This window comes from Bariatricus massiliensis (assembly GCF_900086725.1).
In the GTDB taxonomy this organism is placed as follows: domain Bacteria; phylum Bacillota; class Clostridia; order Lachnospirales; family Lachnospiraceae; genus Allocoprococcus; species Allocoprococcus massiliensis.
The window spans coordinates 281,748-300,426 of the sequence record NZ_LT574837.1 but is presented as its reverse complement, the minus strand read 5'-3'; the positions used below and the strand labels follow the sequence as shown (position 1 = coordinate 300,426).

Sequence of the window (18,679 nt, the reverse complement as noted above, 5' to 3'; positions counted from 1 at the left end):
CAAATATAGGAGGTGCCGCAATGCACGCATATGAAGCAATCGAACAATCCTTGACTTTTATCGAGGAACACTTGACAAAAGAAATTTCAACGGAAGAACTGGCAAATACTGTCGGTCTGTCCCCCTTTTATTTTCAGCGCTTGTTCAAGCGGCTGGTAAATAAACCGGTTCAGGAATATGTGAAGCTCCGCCGTCTGGCAAAGGTTATTGAAAATCTGAAAAGTACCGACCAGAGGATTCTTGACGTTGCCTTGGAATATGGCTTTTCAAGCCATGCGAATTTTACACGGGCTTTCAAGGAAACGTATGGGATTACGCCTGAAAGCTACAGGAGGGATTTACCAATGCTCAATACATTCGATAAGCCGGAAGTTTCCATGAATTATGTTTTAATAGACGAAGGTGTTCCGCTGGTGGTAGGAAATATCGTCTTGGAGATTAAGAGAAAGACATTGGAAAAACCGGAAATTTATTTCGGATTGGAAACAGAGGTTTGCATTTCTGAACAAATGCCGGTTGGTGAAAGCACAGGTGTAGACGTGCCAGGACAGCTTTGGAAGCGTTATCACATGGAGAAGGCTTCAATCGCAGCCAATCTTAATACTACTGTTGAAATGGGAATGTCCCATGCGGAAGGTACTGCACAAAACCTTTTCACTTATTTTGCAGGCGGCCTTGTTCAAAATATTCCGGACCGGCTGCAAGATGGTTTTGTTAAGAGAGAACTCTCGGCAGGAGAATACATCGTTTGCAGAGTTGAAGCAGAAAATTTTGAGGATTTGGTGACGGTAGCTTTGGATCAGGCCAGCAAGTACCTTTTTGGTACATGGTTGCAGCACCACAGCCTGACCACAGAGCCCTTCTCTGCAGAGAAGTATTACAGAGATGCGGAGGACATGGCCTACATGGAAATTTGGGTTAAGCCCTTGCCGCTGAAAAATAAAAGCTAAGGAGGAATTTATGATGGATTGGAATGCGCTATATTCAAATGAACAACCTCCATCACTGGAGCAAGTCACGGAATACATTAACAATCCGTTATGGACAGATTTTAATAACCATATCCAGTCCACCTATCGGAGCAGGCAGGCTGGAATATTAAGAATAAAAAGGTGGAAAGTCTCTTTGTACGCGCTATCCGATGCAAGGCTATTTTATCGCTCTTGTGGTTGTAGGAAGTCGTGAACTTACGGAGGCAGAGTTTCTTATGCCACAATGTTCCGACTATGTGCAGACAGTATTCAAAAACAACGGTTTATTTCAATAATAATGAAATTCACGAATGCTTTTTCTCTTTGAGGAATTTGATAGCCTCTATGTTTCTTTTTCAGGAGGATTTGTTTTACAACTATGATAAAATATCTGTTAGTTTACACAAAGCCATAAAAGTTACATATATTATAACAAATATTGTCGGAGTATGGGAATGATGGAAAGCTGCAGAGAGAAAATTGTCTCAGACAAATATGCTGATTTTTTATGGAAGTCCAGCTGGAGTCCCAATGGCTTGGAAAGTTTTTTTCCGGAAGTGTGTTTTCAGATGATAAATGATTATTATGATGTATATTATGTTTCCAGAGAATATTTGGAAACAAGATCCAGAACTGATTATGAATATGAAGTATTTCCAAAACTATATGGTTTGTTGGAAAATGAAAGTCTGGTAGATTCACGTATACTGCAAATACAAAAGCATCCAGTATTGCAGCTACAAGGAGCGGGTGTGATTTTGGGCTTTTTGGATACGGGAATTGACTATACCAACTCCTGTTTTCAAAACTCGGTAGGAAAGAGCCGGATTATAGAAATCTGGGATCAGTCTATTCAGACGGGAAACACACCGGATGGAATTGACTATGGCAGTATTTATGGACGGGAGATCATCAATCAAGCGTTAGAGAGCGACATTCCTTTTTCAATTGTTCCCAGCAGGGATGAAATAGGACATGGAACACAGATGGCTGCTATAGCCGCTGGAAGCCGGGATAAAGAAACTGGTTGGATTGGTGCAGCCCCGCTAGCAGATATTGCAGTTGTGAAGTTGAAGCCTGCGAAAGGGTATCTGAAACAATATTTCGGTGTAAAAACGGATGTGGTTGCTTATCAAGAAAATGATATTATGCTGGGACTCCGGTATCTTCATGAACTGGCATTGCGAGAAAGAAAACCCCTTGTAGTCTGTATTGGCTTGGGAACTAATATGGGAGGACATGAAGGGACTTCTCCCCTTGCTTCTTATATCAACGCCATTGGCTCTCGTGTGGGGCGTTGTATTGTAGTGGCAGGAGGCAATGAGGCAAATCAAGGGCATCATTTTTATGGGATTCTGAAAGAGGGGCAGGAATATGAAGATGTAGAATTTCGAGTGGCAGAAGGGGAATATGGGCTTACAATGGAACTCTGGGGAAGCACACCGGATGTGCTGTCTGTTTCTTTAATCTCCCCGACAGGAGAAATGGTACCCCGACCCTCTGCTAGAAGCGGAAGTCAGCGGTTTGATTTTATATTTGAAAGGACAATCATATATATTGATTTCCAGCCATTGGAAGCTCAGAGTGGAGATCAACTCATTGTAATCCGCATGTTCTTTCCTATACCGGGGATTTGGCGTCTGCGGGTCTATGGAACTAACGTGCTCAGTAGGATTTATAATATTTGGATGCCCGTAACTGGGTTTATAGCGGAAGGTACAAGATTTTTAAGTTCAAATCCAGATATTACTCTGACCGAACCCTCAAATGCAGAGATTCCTATTACAGTGGGGGCTTATCATGTGCAGAATAAAAGTCTTTATATTAGTTCCAGCCGAGGCTTCACAAGAAGAGGAAGGATCAAACCAGATCTTATAGCTCCGGGGGTAGACGTGAAAACGATAGGTCCGGGAAACCGTTCTGTGTTTATGACCGGAACCAGCATGGCTGCTTCAGTGACAGCTGGGGCAGCAGCATTGATCTTGGAGTGGGGCATTGTAAGGGGAAATTGGCCTGCCATGAGCAGTTTAGAAATTAAGCAACTTCTTATCCGAGGGGCTGACAGAAGCAATAATGAACTGTATCCTAACCGTTCCTGGGGGTATGGAATCTTAAATCTATACGGCGCTTTTGAAGCCTTGCAAAGATTTTGAAGTATTACAAAATGCAGTCTGCTGTTAGCACAACGAATCCGCTTTGGAGGGATAAGGCCATACGGTCGGCTTTACCCTTTCAGAACTCATAAGTGTAGAATGGCAGAAGATTCTGGGATAAAATGGGAAAGACCAGCAGAAACAAGATATTCTTGCCCTACTGGTCTTATTCAGGCTAGTATTTTTCTGGAACTCGAATATTAGCTACATTACGAAATCTATATTTTTCTACCATATGCTTCTTCATACGAACCAAATTGTAACGATAACACTCTGCTATGCCATCCGCAAAGGAGTCTGCATTACCTTTCCTCAACTGTTGAAGCGCAAGAATGACTTGCTTGTTGAGATGTGAAAGTGTATGTTTCTTAGATGGATAATAAGCAAAATGGTGCCCCCATTCAAGGAGATGATTGGTTTCAGATAATATAACATATAAAGGTTCTAACGTGGTGTGTTTCATTATGGCTTCCAAAATATCTGCCAAATAAACAGAGTCAGAAGAAGTAAATCTATCCGCCAACTCGCACAGTTCTTCACCAGCAAACTGTGAAGCTGCAGCTAAAGCAGCTGGGCGAATAATTAGCACCATTAGCTGCAGGGCATGAAGGTAACGTAGTGATTTTTCTACATATCCGGAATTAAGAGCCAGCTGATGAAGTTTAGTACTATCGGGTTCAATAACTATAGTACCTTTACCGTTTAATGTCTTTACGAAACCTCTTTGTTCAAGTTCTGACAAAGCCTTTCTGACCGTCGATATAGAAACATCATACTGGCTGGCCAGTTGCTTTTCATATGGAAGAAACATTCCAACAGAATATTCTCCAAGGCCGATTTTTAGATTCAGGTCATCAACAATTTTTGAGTAACAATAATCTTGACCACGCATGGGATTCCACGAAAACTTCAAACCAGTTTGTGAAGGGCATTTGGGGGTGTCCTCTGACAGATGATTTAACGTATTTTCAATGAAATCCGTAAGTTTCTGATACATATCTGAGAGCAGGTTGTACATTATGAGTGGATCATCGCCTTTTAAAATATCTGGAATGACCTTGGCTACAGATACAGCTTCCTGTAAAAAATGCTTAGAGAAATAAGTGCACTCTTCTGTAAAAAATGAAAGTTTATTATAAAGGCCAAACGTAGAATAGAGTTCGCTGAATAGGGGATTACCGCCTATTCTTAATATATCATATCCTAATTTAGAGGGAGGACGCCATCCACCAGCGGTATATCCTAAACGCAATGCTTTCACCGCCTGTTTATAGTGAGGCAGTACCTCCACATCACATCCCTGCAATGCAAAAACTAAAAGTGAAGGAAGTATTAGAGCAAAAGTTTGATATACCTGTAAAATCTCTTCCTTTTGTTTTAAAATCTCAAAAACAGTGTTTGAGGAATTACAAATATCTTTTGTTGAAACAACAGTCGGTGCAAGACGAGGCTGAATATCAATTAATCCTTCTTCCCTCAATGCGTCAAAAACGCGGTTAATCGTATATCTGCTAACATGGAATTGTTCGCAGTACATTCTTGAAGATGGCAAGGTATTTCCATGAAGTATCTGCCCATCTAAAATACTCTGCTTAATTTCGTTATATACAAATGAAAATTTTGTTTCTTGTGGTTTCATTACTAGTCTCCTATCTGCCTGATTATATCATAATGAACCCATTTTGTCAGCATCAAAAAACGCAAACCTATTTGCATACCTTACCAATATGGCTATTGTTAGCATATGGGATAAAATATATAATAAAACTGTATAATTATTAGGAAAGAGTTTGAATATCATGGAAAAACAAAAAATTTTAATTGTGGACGATTCAGAAATGAATCGCGCTCTTTTAGTGGATATTTTGGAGGAGCAATATGAGGTAGTTGAGGCTGAGAATGGTGTAGAAGCAATTTCTGTTCTTTCAAAGCAAAGAACAGATTTCTCCCTTCTGCTTCTGGACATTATGATGCCTGAAATGAACGGATTTGAAGTATTAGCCTACATAAACAAATACCACTGGAATGACAACTTCGCTGTTATTATGATTTCTGCGGATGATTCTCCTGCGAATATAAAGCGAGCTTATGACTTGGGGGCTTTTGACTACATTAGCCGTCCTTTTGATTCGACCATTGTCCAGCGCCGCATTTCTAATACGATGTTTTTATATGCAAGGCAGCAGCGCCTTGAAAAAATTATTGCAGAACAATTTCATGAGCAGGAAAAGAATAATAAACTGATGATCTCAATTTTATCTCATATTGTGGAGTTCCGTAATGGAGAGAGCGGCCTACATATACTGCATGTTAATACGATCACAAAATATTTGCTGAAACAGTTGGTTCGGCTTACAGATCAATACCATTTGTCCAAAGCAGATATTTCTTTAATCAGCACTGCTTCAGCGCTGCATGATATTGGGAAAATCTCAATCTCGGATGCAATACTTAATAAACCTGGACGACTAACAGCAGAGGAATTTGAAGTCATAAAAACACACTCAGTCGTTGGTGCCAACATGCTGTTAGACCTACCCATTGAGCAGCAGGAAGCTCCGCTTATCAAAGTGGCTTCTGAGATTTGCCGGTGGCATCACGAAAGGTACGATGGTAATGGTTATCCGGATGGATTAAAGGGAGAGGAAATTCCCATAGCCGCTCAAGTGGTTGCATTGGCTGATGTATACGATGCCTTGACCAGTGAGCGATGTTATAAGAAAGCTTATTCACATGAAGAAGCTTTGAAAATGATTTTAGAAGGACAATGCGGTGCATTTAATCCTTCTCTTTTACTGTGTTTACAAGAAATTGCAGATACTCTTGAAAGTGAGCTTATGGAAGTCTCCCCTGAACAAGAAACGAAAAATATTCAGGATATAAGAAATAAAATCGACTACGACAGGCTGTTTTCCTATGAAAAATACACTTTCCTGTCTCGCAAACAGCGGCATCTAAAATTACTATATATTGATTCCCTAACTAGTGTCTACAATCGCCGTTATTATGACGAGCATTTTCAAAGAGCAGACGATATTCAGGCAATGGTGGTAATCGATGTAGATAATTTTAAGCATATCAATGACAATTACGGCCATGATGTTGGCGATATCGTATTGCAGAGAATTGCACAAAGCGTTTTATCCTGTGTACGAAAAACAGATGCTGTTATCCGTTATGGTGGCGATGAATTTGTAATTATCTTTTTCAGTATACCGGCAGATATATTTGAGAAAAAACTGGAGCGGATCCGGCATTCCGTCGATTGTTTGATAATTGATGAATATCCCGAACTACATATGTCTGTAAGCATAGGCGGAGTATATGGAATAGGGAACACAAAAGAACTTTTCAAAGCGGCAGACAATATGATGTATCAATCAAAAAAAGTAAAAAATCAAGTAAGCATATGTTTCCTAAACGAGGAAGAAAGCAAACCAGACAACATTTAAAAATGGAGGAATTGTGATTATGAACCTAAAAGATTGTTATATAAAATTTGGCGGTGATTTTGATGAGGTATTGGGCAGACTGCGGCGTGAACAAATCGTTCAAAAATTTGTTTACAAATTCTTGGACGATAAAAGCTTTCACTTGTTTGAAACGTCTATGGGAAATAAGGATTATGAAGAAGCGCTGAGAGCCGTTCATACACTGAAAGGGATTTGTCAAAATCTTGCTTTTACCAGATTGTTTGAGAGCAGTAATTTGGTAACAAAAGCATTAAAAGAAAACGACTGGAATACAGCAAGCGATATGATGCCGAGATTATCAATGGATTACTATGAAACAATCAATGCTATTAACGAGTTTAAAAGTTCCACGGAGGAATAACATCAATGGAAAACAATAAAAAAAAGAATTCTACAACACGTTTTCTAATATGCAGTTTCATTGGGCTTTTGATCTTCAGTATTATTATTTTCAGTCTGCTCGGAGTCTATATGAGCCGAAAAAGTAAAAATACTGTTTATGAAATTGGGAATATTTATATGTCCGGAATGAATGAACAGATGTCCAGACATTTTGAAACTGTGATTAAATTACGTTTTGATCAGGTCAGCGGCGTTGTTTCTGTTGTCCCAACAGATAACAAAGATAGGGAGAGTCTATATGAAGAACTTATTTACAGAACGCAGGCCAGGGGCTTTGACTATTTAGCACTTTGTTCTGCCAAGGGGGATTTTCAGACACTTTATGGACAATCCATACAGCCACTTAATCCGGAACCTTTTGTTGAAGCATTATTACAAGGAGAGCAACGAGTCTCTGTGGGCGTTGATGCTGATGGAAATGAAGTGGTATTGTTTGGCGTTGATGCTGCTTACCCGATGCACAATGGAGATAGGAGCACTGGCCTGATTGCAGCCGTTCCTCTGGAATATATTACTGATTTCCTTTCCTTAGAAGACGATGGGCAGCTGATGTATTATCATATTATCAGGCCAGACGGTAGTTTTGTTATACAGAACCCTAATACGGAGTTGTGGCATTTATTTGAACAACTACAAAAACAGCTTGATCCTACGGCCAATGAGTTATCTGTTGATAATTCTATTAAAGAATTTGGTGCCGCACTAAAAAATCATCAGGAATTTGCTATGACATTTGAAGTAAAGGGCGAAGAACGGCAAATATACGGTATCTTATTACCCTATTCTGAGTGGTATTTAGTATCTGTAATGCCTTATAGTATATTGGATGATGCCATAAATAATCTGAGCAGCCAGCGTATACTCATGACACTATTATCCTGTGCTTCTGTTTTGATTATTCTGACCTTGATTTTTCTTCGGTATTTCTCCATAACCCGTTCTCAGGTGCGTGAATTGGAGACAGCCCGGCAGGCGGCTCTTGAAGCGAACAAAGCCAAAAGCGAATTTTTAGCAAATATGAGCCAAGACATCCGTACCCCCATGAATGCAATCGTTGGCATGACTGCCATTGCCACAGCCCACATAGATGACCGGAAACAGGTACAGAACTGCCTTAGAAAAATTACATTATCAAGTAAACATTTATTAGGGCTGATTAATGATGTTTTAGATATGTCTAAAATCGAGAGTGGGAAATTAACTTTAACAACAGAACAAATTTCATTAAAAGAAGTTGTTGAAGGAATTGTTAATATTATGCAGCCACAGGTCAAGACAAAAAAGCAAACCTTCGACATACATGTTGAAAATATCTCAACAGAAAATGTGTGGTGCGACGGTATCCGCTTGAATCAGGTTTTATTAAATCTCTTATCAAATGCAACGAAATATACACCGGAGAGCGGTTCGATACAATTATCCCTTTCTGAAGAAGAATCTCCGAAAGGTGAAAATTATGTCCGAATTCATATCAAGGTCAAGGATAACGGAATTGGTATGTCGCCAGATTTCCTGAAAAAGATATACGAATCCTATAGCCGTGCGGATGGAGCCAGAATACATAAAACTGAGGGCGCCGGTTTGGGAATGGCGATTACTAAGTACATTGTGGACGCAATGGAAGGAGCCATTGATATAAAAAGTGAGATTGATAAAGGTACCGAGTTTCTTCTCACGTTTGATTTTGAAAAGGCGGCTGCAGTGGAAATGGATATGGTTCTTCCCTCGTGGAATATGCTGGTGGTTGATGATGACGAGTTACTATGTGAGACAGCCACGGACGCACTAAAATCTATCGGAATAAAAGCTGAATGGACTTTAAGCGGAGAAAAGGCGATAGAACTGGTAATTCAACACCATAAAAAGAGAGATGATTATCAAATCATTCTATTAGATTGGAAACTGCCAGACATAAATGGGATTCAGGTAGCAAGAGAAATCCGAAGTAATTTAGGTGATGAAGTACCGATTCTGCTGATTTCCGCATACGACTGGAGTGAATTTGAGGCGGAGGCCCGTGAAGCGGGGATTAGTGGTTTTATTTCCAAGCCCCTTTTTAAATCCACGCTGTATCATGCTTTGCGTCAGTATATGGACATTGAAACGGAAGATGACCAGACATTGAATCAAAATATCGATCTATCCGGACGTCGTATTCTGCTTGCCGAGGATAATGAACTGAACTGGGAAGTTGCGAAAGAATTGCTGTCCGATTTAGGGGTAGAGCTGGATTGGGCAGAGGATGGCCAGATATGTCTGGACAAGTTCCAAAGTTCACCAGAGGGTTATTACGATGCCATTCTTATGGACATACGAATGCCGCATATGACAGGATATGAGGCCACAAAATCAATTCGGGGCCTGGACCATCCCGATGCCTTAACTATTCCAATCATAGCTATGAGCGCAGATGCTTTTTCTGACGATATACAGCATTGCTTGAAATGTGGTATGAATGCCCATATAGCAAAGCCGATTGATGTCGTAGAGCTGACCCGCTTATTAAAAAGATATTTATCATAATTTACCTTAGACGGTTAAACTGTCATTACAGCAGATGGCGGACAAACTGCGCTCCAACAAAAAGAAGTGGCGCCGCAAGATAGAACAGGCGTGTCAGTATGGCTGTTGTACGGCGGCGTTTCTTTTGCCGTCGCTCGGCATTTTGTAATTTTTTATATCACTGCTTTAATTTTTGTGCTTTTTACTAAAAGTGGGCTATCCTATAATAAATGAAATGCGTTTTTTTGAAAAAACCGTCCGCTGTAACATTTCGCGGACATTTTCCTGTTATACTATCTGCAAAAGCAGAGGAAGTGATGATATGAAGCAGATTTTAATTGTCGAGGACGACAGTTTTTTGAATAAGATGTTAGCCTATAACCTGACTGCAGACGGCTACGGTGTGACTTCTGTCCTAAATGCCAGAACCGCAGCCGAAGCCCTGCGCCAGCGGGAATTTGACTTAGTGCTGCTGGACATCAACCTGCCGGATGGGAACGGCTTTGAGCTGTGCAAGCTGATAAAGCCTCAGTACCCGGATACCATTGTGATTTTTCTGACTGCCAACGATCAGGAAAGTGACCAGATACGGGGCTATGAAGTGGGTGCGGTAGACTACATCACCAAACCCTTTGTGATCGGGGCCTTGCAGCGGAAAATCAAAGCCATGTTTTCCATGCTGGAACACTACAAGCCAGCAAAGGATATTTACGACGACGGGCGGCTGTTCTTAGACTTTTCGGAGCAGGCGGCTTCTTTAAACGGTAGACCCCTGACCTTATCCCCGATGGAATTTAAAATGTTAAACCTGTTTCGCAGAAACCCGAAGCAGGTGTTGACCCGTGGGCAGCTTTTGGAAAAGCTGTGGGATGTAGAGGAGAAGTTTGTGGATGAACATACCCTGACTACCTCTATCAGCCGGATTCGCAGCAAGATTGAATCGGACGGCGGCACGCCCTACATTAAGACCATTTACGGCATGGGCTATCAATGGACGGGAGGCGAGGCAAAATGAAGATAAAAACCCTTTCGGTAAAGCAGCTGTTTGGCTTGGTGGCAACGGGGCTTCTCCTCACTATGTCCGGGATTACCATAGCCCTGTTTCTTGTAACAAAGCAAACGGTGGTGCTGTTGACTGGCGGGGCGCTGCTGCTGTGCGCCCTTGTGGGGATTTTCGTACTGACGCAGTCGTTTGGAAAGCGGCTGTCGCAGTTTACCGCTGACCTGTGCCAGACCTTAGACCACATGATTGCCGGAAATGAAGCGCCAAAGCGCCCAGAGGACAGCGAAACCCAGCTTGCCAGAATCGGCCACCGACTGGCAAGACTCTATCAAATCATGCAGGAGAACCGCCGCCAGGTAGACGAGGAACGGCAGGAGTTACAGACCCTTGTATCGGATATTTCACATCAGGTGAAAACACCGGTAAGCAATCTGAAAATGGCGACGGACACGCTATTGGAAAAGCCCATGACTGAGGAGGAACGCACCGACTTTATCCAGGGAATCCGCAGCCAGACGGATAAGCTGGACTTTCTCTTTCAGGCGCTTGTGAAAACCTCCCGGCTGGAAACGGGCGTGATTCAGTTGGACTGTAAGCTGTGCCGTCTTTTTGACACCGTGGCACAGGCCATGAGCGGCATTGTGTATGAAGCGGAGAAAAAGGAAATCGCCGTGTCCGTGGACTGCACGGAAGATCTGACGCTTGCCCATGACAGCAAGTGGACAGCCGAGGCCCTATTTAACCTGCTGGACAATGCAGTGAAATACACCCCGGCGGGCGGGAACATTTCTGTGTCGGTGATACAGTGGGAAATGTATGTGGAGATCAAAGTGGCTGATACCGGCAAGGGCATTTCCGAAAGCAATCAGGCTGCCATCTTCCGGCGTTTCTACCGGGAGGAAGAAGTACACGACCAGCAGGGTGTGGGCATCGGTCTGTATCTGGCCCGCGAAATTGTAACGCGGCAGGGCGGCTATATCAAAGTGGTTTCGGAGCCGGGGATGGGTTCAGAATTTTCCATCATGCTTCCTGTAAAATAGAACGTGGCGGACAGTTATTCCCGGCTGTCCGCCGTAAATTTTTAGAAATGTCCGAGCGCTGTAACATTTCACCCTCATTTTCAATGAAATTTTTTGGCCGCTGTAACATTTCGCGGACATTTGGATTTTACAATATCCTTATCAACAGGCGGGAAGCCTTGAAAGGAGTTTTGAATATGTGCATTTTGCAAACTATTGATCTGAAAAAATATTACGGCACGAAGCCAAACATTACCCGCGCCCTTGACGGTGTGAACTTTTCCGTAAACGAGGGCGAATTTGTGGCCGTTGTGGGAACCTCTGGCAGCGGAAAATCTACACTGCTTCACATGATGGGTGGGCTGGACATTCCTACCAGTGGAACCGTGATTGTCCGGGGCGAAGAACTGGCAAAGAAGAACGATGAACAGCTTACCATATTCCGCCGCCGCAACATCGGTTTTATCTTCCAGAATTATAACCTTGTTCCTATCCTGAATGTGTATGAGAACATCGTCCTGCCGGTGGAGCTGGATGGGGACACCGTAGATCAAAAGTATCTAAATGAGATCGTTCACCTGCTGGGGCTGGAAGATAAACTGAAAAATATGCCGAACAATCTTTCGGGCGGACAGCAGCAGCGCGTGGCGATTGCCCGCGCCCTGATTACCAAACCGGCTATCGTGCTGGCCGATGAGCCAACCGGCAACCTTGACAGCAAGACCAGCGCTGAGGTGCTGGGGCTTATTAAGCGTACCAGTGCAGAGTTCCGGCAGACCGTCGTAATGATTACCCATAATAACGATATAGCCCGTCTTGCAGATCGGATTATCCGCATTGAGGACGGTAAGATCGTGGAGTAAGGAGGTGACAGACTATGATATGGCCTTTTGAGAATGATACCAGAGCCATTACAAAAAAGCTGGCAAAAAATAGCCTGAAGTCCGGGAAAATGAGAAACATTTTGATTGTCCTGACAATCTCACTTTCCATTGCACTAATGTCTGGACTGGCTCTGTATATTTCCTCTATGCATACCGCAAATACTCGTCAGTTGGAAAATTTGCAACAGGTATTTTTTTATGACATTACAGAGCAGCAATGTGACACCCTACGGCAGGACAGTCGGATTTCAGAGATGAGGGTGACAAAATACGGTAAGCGTTCCGAAATAGAAAACTATATGATCTGGCCGATGTATATTGAACAATCCGAGGGGAAAATTCAAGGTGCTGAAATTGCAGAAGGACAATACCCTATGGCTGAGAATGAAGTTGCTGTTGATGTTTCTTACTTAGAGCGGATTGGCGAAAATCTTAAAATTGGCGACACAGTTTCCTTTTCTTTTTATGATGGGACGCAAGAATCTTTTGTACTTTCTGGTCTTACAGATACTGGCTCTACTTCTGATGTGTACCCGATCTATTTCTCTGAACAGTATGCAGAAATGGGAAGCCAGTTGAAAGACACTTTATTTGTGGCTGCAGCACAGATACAGGACGCCCAAAGTATGACGGCAGATGAATTTCTTGATACCATTCATGCAATTGGAGCTGATTGCAGCATTGACCGCTCAAGTATTGGTGAAAACAGTGCTTTTGTCCAGTCCTTGACCTTTAATCCGAAAAATATGCTGATTGCCCTTTGTATTGGGCTTGTAGTGCTGTTCGCCGGTGTGATAGTGATATACAGTATTTTCTATATCTCCATCATTAACCGTATTCAGTATTTTGGGCAGTTGAGAACAATCGGAACCACTGGCAAACAGATTGAAAGGATTGTAAAACGGGAGGGAACTTTACTATTCGGCATGGGCGCACCATTGGGGTTAGTCATTGGCTCAATTTTTGCATGGATTCTCAATGCTGAGGGATGGTCATGGATAAACTTTCTTATTTTGGGCGGTTTGATTATTTTAGCGGAATATATTGCCGTGTTATATTCCATCAGTAAACCTGCCCAAATTGCGAGTAAAGTATCTCCTATTGAGGCGTACAAGGCAAAAGGAGTTTTACAAAGCTGCAAGACCACTAAACGTCAGACCAGAAAGCTCACGCCTTTTTCAATGGCAAAAATGAACACTTCCCGCAATAGAAAAAAGTTTCTTATGACTTCTTTTTCCCTGGCAATCAGTGGCATAATCTTTATGGTTGGCTCTACCTTTTTGACCTCTTTTAATCAGGAAGCATATGCACGAAACGGAATCATGGAGCATGGAGAAGTTAGGGTTTATTTATCTGAAAATGCAGCACAAGTAAATGAACAAGGGTATGCAGGGGTACAAGTCAACAATCCACTCAACGATACCTTTATACGGGAAGTTTCTCAAGTAAGCGGAGTAAAGGGAATCATACCGTTTGAGAAATTATATTGCACATTTGAATATAATGACCGCCGTGACGAAGATTTTATTGTTCCATTTACAGAAGAAGAATTTACACATCTGTCACGGTATATGGAAACAGAGGATAAGAATTATTCAGACATTGTAGAAAACAGAGAAATCTTTGTTTTAAAGAATGACGCGGTGGAAGAAATTTATGGCTGGAAATTCCAGCCCGGCGATACAATAAGGTTTGAATGGTTTGATGGTACAGAATACCATGAAGATACATTCTCTATTGGTGGAGAGATTACAAGTGAAAAAGCATACAGCGATCCAGAGTGTTTTACCGCGCTCGGCGTGTCCGGATGGTTTTTAATGCCGGATGAGCTTGTTCGTGCCATGCTGCCAAAGGGGTATAATATCAATTCAGAGGTACTTCTCTCGACAGAATGGGATTCCAAAGAAGCAGAAATCACCCAGCAGTTAAATACCATAATTGCCAGCTCAGATGATCTGCAGATGCGTACTTTGAGGGATTCTATCAATAGCAAGGCAGGAATGTATAACACACTTTTAACCTCAATTATTGGCATTAGCATTTTTATTATGATGTTCAGCTTGATTAGTCTTATCAATACGCTGGTGACAAATATTATGACCCGAAAGCAGGAATTGTCTGTTTTACAGTCTATTGGTATGACAAAGCGGCAGCTTGATCATATGGTACAATGTGAGGCCGGATTGATTGCTGTTTGGAACATCATTATTACCTTGTTAGCAGGTGGATTTTTAGGGGTTATGCTGATTCGCGGCCTGAACAGTATAGGAATGAGCTATTTGCATTGGGATTATCCGGTATGGTTTGCACTTTTCTANAAAGTCTATTGTAGAGAGATTAGGAGAAATCAAATAAAGTATTAAAAATATCTGAAAAATGCGGCGGCAAGCCTTGGTGGCTGCCCGCCGTAAAATATACCCTTGCAGGGCTGTCCTACATCAACCGGGAGAAAATCGACACTATCCGCGAAGGCGGTGAAAAAATAAAATTTTTTGAAACAGATTTGATATAGCGAAGTCTTATAGATGAACAGGAGGTGAGAAAGTGCAGACGCCCGATTTTGAAAAAATATACGCGGAATATTTTTCCGAAGTTTATAGATACATCTTGTCGTTATCTCAAAACGAAACAGTTGCGGAAGAAATTACGCAGGAAACATTCTTTAAAGCAATGCGCCACATAGACAAATTTAACGGCAACTGCAAATTATATGTGTGGCTCTGCCAAATTGCAAAAAACTCTTACTTTTCTTATTGTAAAAAAGAAAAGCGATTTTTCCCAGAGGTTGATACCGAATACCCTGATACTACATTTGATTTAGAAAAATCATACCTTGATAGTGACACAGCAAAAAGATTACATTATTTACTGCATAATCTTGACGAACCGTATAAGGAGGTTTTCACTTTGAGAGTTTTCGGTGAATTGCCATTCTCTCAAATAGGGGAACTATTTGGAAAGACGGACAGTTGGGCAAGATTGGTTTTTTATAGAGCAAAAAAAGAATTACAGGAGGAAATAAAATGAATATTTCATGTGAGATCATTAAAGATTTGCTTCCACTATATCATGACGGTGTATGCAGCGTAGATAGCACAAAAGCTGTTGAAGAACACCTTGAACATTGTGAAAGCTGCCGTGATGAACTAAGGGCTATGGATAGCAAATTGCCTATCGCAAACAGAACTGAAAACTTAGCAGAAGCCGAAGCAGTAAAAAAACTGTCTAAGCGTTGGAAAAAGGGAATGATTAAATCAGTTTTAAAGGGAGCATTTTTTACCCTTGTAACGGTCATTGTTGTTCTCTTGATAATTTACCTTTTTATTGGTATCGAAATAGCTTAATGGAGAATTGGAATGACAAATAATATTACAACAATCAACTATAAAAACAAAGAGATAACCCTAATCGGGACAGCTCATGTTTTACATGAAAGTGCGGAACTGGTAAAGCAGACGATTGACAGTCTTTTACCTGATACGGTCTGTATTGAGTTAGATACGGAGAGATATAAAAATCTCCAAAATCCAGAGGCATGGGAAAGCACTAATATCGCTGACGTTATCAAGTCAAAGAAAGTAGGATTGCTGTTTGCAAACATTATATTAAGCAGTTACCAAAAACGGGTTGCAAAAAAATTAAACGCTACTCCCGGTCAAGAAATGCTACAAGGAATTGAAAGCGCAAAAGAACACTCTTGTGAATTAGTCCTTGCAGATAGGAATATTCAGACAACATTTTTGAGGGTTTGGCGCAAGCTCTCTCTTTTTGAAAAATGCAAACTGTTTTCTGGTTTGCTTACAGAAAATCAATCGGACAGTGAAGATGTTGACCTTAATACGCTCATGGAAAAAGATAATTTAGAAGCAGCAATATCAAGTATGGGGAAAGAATTTCCTAAAATCACTGAAATACTTATCAATGAGCGTGACCAACATTTAGCTTATAAAATTAAAACTGCACCGGGGGAAAAAATTGTTGCTGTTGTTGGTGCAGCTCATGTTTCAGGAATACAAAGAGAAATATTGTGTCAACAGGATATAGAACGTATAACGTCCGTCCCGGCATCTAATCGTTTTTTTCGGGTGTTTGCATGGATAATTCCAATCGCTATTTTTCTCTTAATCGCTTACGGTTTTATTAGTAACTATCAAACAGGATTACAGCAGCTTAAATCATGGGTTTTATGGAATAGTGTGTTGGCTGGAATTTTTACAGCAGCCATGTTTGGACACCCTTTCAGTATTTTAACCGCTTTTATTTCCGCACCAATAACATCACTCAATCCATTTTTGGCATGTGGTTGGTTTGCCGGTCTTACCGAAGCTACATTCAGGAAGCCGACAGTTGATGATATAAACCGAGTGCCGGACGATATATTTCACATTACCCGTTTTTTTAAAAACCGCTTTTTAAAAGCTATAGCAATCGTAATATTCGCAAATGTAGGCAGCTCACTTGGTACACTTATTGCGGGAGCTGACATTATCAAAAGTTTATTTTAGGAGGACAGAAACTTGAATTGTAACATTTTAACTGGTGAACACATTAACAAAAAATATGGAAACACCACAGTCCTGCATGACGTTTCCATTCATATTAAGCAAGGCGAGGTTTACGGATTGATTGGGAAAAATGGTGCAGGAAAAACTACTCTGCTTCGTATACTATGTGGGCTTATTCCAAACTACGGAGGGAATATTACGCTTGCCAATGTTGGTGAGGGCAAATGTAAAATAGCGGCAGTCATAAACTCTCCTGCACTTTTTCTGAATATGACCGCATTTGAAAATTTAAAAGAACAATCTGCTTTATTAGGATTGCATACTGACACAAAAATTAAAGACATACTTAAAGTCGTAGGACTGGAAGATTATATAAATAAGCCAGTAAAAGGCTTTTCGTTAGGCATGACACAACGTTTAAAACTGGGAATGTCTTTGCTTGAAAGCCCTGATCTCTTGATTTTAGACGAGCCTGTAAATGGTCTTGACCCTACCGGAATTGCTGACTTACGCGATTTGCTGCACCAGTTAAACAAAGAATTTGGTATGACTATCTTAATTTCGAGCCACATTCTAAGTGAACTGGAACATACGGCTACTTGTTTCGGCATTCTACACGACGGTGTGATGGCAAAGGAAATATCCACACATGACATTCAACAAAGCAATACAACGTTGGAGAATCTTTATATGCAATATACAAAAGGAGGGCAAGAGCATAATGCTTAATATCATAAATGGTGATTTCTATCGTATCAAAAAAAGCATACTTTTTTATGGCGTAATTATCTTTGCAGGACTGATTTCATTTTTGCTGATGATACTTAATAGGCAAGATATTCGTATTGGTATCTCGATTTTTGGAAACTTAACAACTTTTATTTCACCAGAAGATGTAATTGCCCTTGGTGTTCAATATCAAAAAGGTCTTGGCATTATTGCTGCTGTCTTTATCTCTGTTTTTATTGGACAGGAGTATCAATGGAATACTTGGCAGCACAAGTGGCTTATCAGTAAAAACCGATTTGGTATGTATTTATCAAAAGCAATTTTATCCGCAATAGTATCAGCCCTAACTTTTCTCGTCTTTGAACTTTGTGCATTGTTATTTTCGGGACAAATAAGTGTCATGCTTGCAGGAGGCTATATCACGACCGTACTTTGTGGAAGTTTGATTTATATTGCTCTTGGAGCTGTTCTCTGCTTTATTTCAATGCTGATTAAAAACAACACAACTTCGGTTATTGTAACTTTGTGCTATATCCTGTTTAGTGAAACGATTGTGACTGTTCTGCAAAACATTGGGAGCGTTTCAAAAGCTACTGAAAACATTATTGCATGGTGCGTTCAACATTCAATTTATGGTATGTCGTCAGCCCTTGCAACCGCTTCTATGACCCCGGAGGTAATCAGCACCACTGTAATTAGTTCTTTTGTCATTTTTATAGCTACTACGATTATAGGTATGTTTCTTTTTCGCAAATATGAATTGTAATAAAAAGCGCTTTTGTTACCGGATTACTGCAGGATGCAGCGGCAACGAAAAATATTGACTTAAAGTTACACAAGAAAAAGAGATAATGTATTTGAAAAAGCGCCACATATTTTCAGTGGCGCTTTTTGTTTGTAAAAGAACGCAATGACAATGTAAGAAACTGCAAAGAAATGGGAGTAATACAAGCACCGGGTGCAGAAACTATGTGTAAAGAACCGGATCGATGGTGTGGTTCACCTTAGCCGGGTACGGTTAATTCCGAAAGATGCGGA

Annotated in this window: 16 protein-coding genes; 15 read left to right on the top strand and 1 reads right to left on the bottom strand. The window is 41.0% G+C overall.

Features of this window, described 5'->3' with window-relative positions; genetic code table 11:
* Positions 1–20 precede the first annotated feature (20 nt).
* From BN6465_RS07520 to BN6465_RS07510, 3 genes are all read left to right on the top strand, one after another.
* Positions 21–950 (top strand): AraC family transcriptional regulator, encoded by a 930-nt coding sequence (locus BN6465_RS07520; RefSeq protein ID WP_025641494.1) that lies wholly within the window; start codon positions 21–23, stop codon positions 948–950.
* Positions 951–1,141: 191 nt separating this feature from the next.
* Entirely contained in the window at positions 1,142–1,267 is a 126-nt protein-coding gene (locus BN6465_RS21190; protein WP_242868062.1) for a DUF3788 family protein, read from the top strand.
* Positions 1,268–1,507: 240 nt separating this feature from the next.
* Entirely contained in the window at positions 1,508–3,124 is a 1,617-nt protein-coding gene (locus BN6465_RS07510; RefSeq protein ID WP_199882803.1) for a S8 family peptidase, read from the top strand.
* Between the two features lie 175 nt (positions 3,125–3,299).
* Here the strand turns inward: BN6465_RS07510 and BN6465_RS07505 are convergent, their stop codons facing one another.
* Positions 3,300–4,763, bottom strand: coding sequence for a GntR family transcriptional regulator (locus tag BN6465_RS07505; RefSeq protein WP_025641498.1), 1,464 nt, complete (start codon positions 4,761–4,763; stop codon positions 3,300–3,302).
* 160 nt (positions 4,764–4,923) lie between these two features.
* Between BN6465_RS07505 and BN6465_RS07500 the strand changes: the two genes are divergently transcribed.
* The 12 genes from BN6465_RS07500 to BN6465_RS07445 all read left to right on the top strand — a co-directional run bounded on the left by BN6465_RS07500 (position 4,924) and on the right by BN6465_RS07445 (position 18,407).
* Positions 4,924–6,576, top strand: a complete 1,653-nt coding sequence (locus tag BN6465_RS07500) for a diguanylate cyclase (RefSeq protein WP_025641500.1) — start codon at positions 4,924–4,926, stop codon at positions 6,574–6,576.
* Positions 6,577–6,595: 19 nt separating this feature from the next.
* Positions 6,596–6,958: an Hpt domain-containing protein gene (locus tag BN6465_RS07495; protein ID WP_025641501.1), complete on the top strand. Its 363-nt coding sequence runs from the start codon at positions 6,596–6,598 to the stop codon at positions 6,956–6,958.
* Between the two features lie 5 nt (positions 6,959–6,963).
* Entirely contained in the window at positions 6,964–9,522 is a 2,559-nt protein-coding gene (locus tag BN6465_RS07490; RefSeq protein WP_066733214.1) for a hybrid sensor histidine kinase/response regulator, read from the top strand.
* Positions 9,523–9,823: 301 nt separating this feature from the next.
* Positions 9,824–10,516 carry a response regulator transcription factor gene (locus BN6465_RS07485; protein WP_025641504.1) on the top strand — a complete coding sequence of 231 codons (693 nt, stop codon included), beginning with the start codon at positions 9,824–9,826 and terminating at the stop codon, positions 10,514–10,516.
* Positions 10,513–11,544: a sensor histidine kinase gene (locus BN6465_RS07480; protein ID WP_025641506.1), complete on the top strand. Its 1,032-nt coding sequence runs from the start codon at positions 10,513–10,515 to the stop codon at positions 11,542–11,544. The genes BN6465_RS07485 and BN6465_RS07480 overlap by 4 nt, the downstream gene beginning before the upstream one ends.
* 176 nt (positions 11,545–11,720) lie before the next feature.
* Positions 11,721–12,386: an ABC transporter ATP-binding protein gene (locus BN6465_RS07475; RefSeq protein WP_025641507.1), complete on the top strand. Its 666-nt coding sequence runs from the start codon at positions 11,721–11,723 to the stop codon at positions 12,384–12,386.
* 14 nt (positions 12,387–12,400) lie between these two features.
* The gene (locus tag BN6465_RS07470) at positions 12,401–14,770 is read left to right on the top strand and encodes an ABC transporter permease (RefSeq protein WP_066733213.1); all 2,370 of its coding nucleotides are present in this window, start codon (positions 12,401–12,403) and stop codon (positions 14,768–14,770) included.
* 181 nt (positions 14,771–14,951) lie between these two features.
* A complete protein-coding gene (locus BN6465_RS07465) occupies positions 14,952–15,434 on the top strand; it encodes an RNA polymerase sigma factor (protein WP_025641509.1) in 483 nt (160 codons plus the stop codon).
* Positions 15,431–15,751 (top strand): zf-HC2 domain-containing protein, encoded by a 321-nt coding sequence (locus tag BN6465_RS07460; RefSeq protein ID WP_025641511.1) that lies wholly within the window; start codon positions 15,431–15,433, stop codon positions 15,749–15,751. Before BN6465_RS07465 ends, BN6465_RS07460 begins: the two co-directional genes overlap by 4 nt.
* A 12-nt stretch (positions 15,752–15,763) precedes the next feature.
* Positions 15,764–16,912, top strand: coding sequence for a TraB/GumN family protein (locus tag BN6465_RS07455; RefSeq protein ID WP_025641513.1), 1,149 nt, complete (start codon positions 15,764–15,766; stop codon positions 16,910–16,912).
* 12 nt (positions 16,913–16,924) lie between these two features.
* Complete coding sequence (locus BN6465_RS07450; RefSeq protein WP_049947330.1) at positions 16,925–17,641, top strand: ABC transporter ATP-binding protein; 717 nt, start codon at positions 16,925–16,927, stop codon at positions 17,639–17,641.
* Positions 17,634–18,407, top strand: a complete 774-nt coding sequence (locus BN6465_RS07445) for an ABC transporter permease (RefSeq protein WP_044955050.1) — start codon at positions 17,634–17,636, stop codon at positions 18,405–18,407. The genes BN6465_RS07450 and BN6465_RS07445 overlap by 8 nt, the downstream gene beginning before the upstream one ends.
* Positions 18,408–18,679: the final 272 nt, after the last annotated feature.